We start from the raw sequence: 702 nt of genomic DNA, 5'->3' as shown, positions 1-702 counted from the left end.
ACCATGTAGCGAAGACTTCTACGAAGTGCTTATTTCGGCTCGACATGCATCACAGCGGGGATTGCCAGCACCTTATATAACTACCGAAAGATTAATAGGTGAACTTGAGTTGGCTTGCAAGTGGACTGAAAAAACTATTGAGGTTGCCCGTGAATACTAATTCAGTTGACCGTTTTGGCTCTTTTTTTTGCAGAGTTGAAACTGAACGCGCCGCTCTAGCTATAGTTAATGAGAGGTTTTTATATGCCGCAGAATTACACGGGCTGACTACAGAAGCGATTCTGCAGTGGGAGAAACGCATTTCTGAGTTTGAAGTAAAATTAGACAAGGTTGGTGCTATATGTTTTCTTCTTTTTCGGATTTCTGAAAGATGCAAGTCAGAGGCCGATCAAAGTCGGGTGGTCTTTGATGGCGAGCCGTTGCAACGGCTACCTATAGTAGGTTTACTTACTCAGCTTCGTGAGGCCTGCTTAAATGTTGGTGTTTGTAGTAGTTGATTTTTATTTGTTGTAAATGAAGGTTGTTTGTTTTTTGCGTTAATACTGATGTTATTGGGTTCTAGTGCGAAAAGTTCTTTCTTTAAATAAAATCTGATTTCGAAGTTCAGGTGCGAAGCCCCTGGGTTTTACTGTCTAAGAGTGATTGTGATGAGTAGTACAGCTGCTTTATGTTTTTTACCTTTGACCCGAGCCCTCAGTAATC

The 702-nt window shown here is 41.3% G+C and carries 1 protein-coding gene; it reads left to right on the top strand.

Annotated features, from left to right (window positions below; all coding sequences use genetic code 11):
• Positions 1-149: 149 nt before the first annotated feature.
• On the top strand, positions 150-497 hold the full coding sequence (locus tag AC1DRJ_RS31040; protein WP_477805477.1) for a hypothetical protein: 348 nt from the start codon (positions 150-152) through the stop codon (positions 495-497).
• The last annotated feature ends 205 nt before the right edge of the window (positions 498-702 follow it).

The sequence above is a fragment of the Pseudomonas sp. P5_B2 genome, from assembly GCF_056400445.1.
This window is presented reverse-complemented; position numbering and strand designations above follow the sequence as displayed.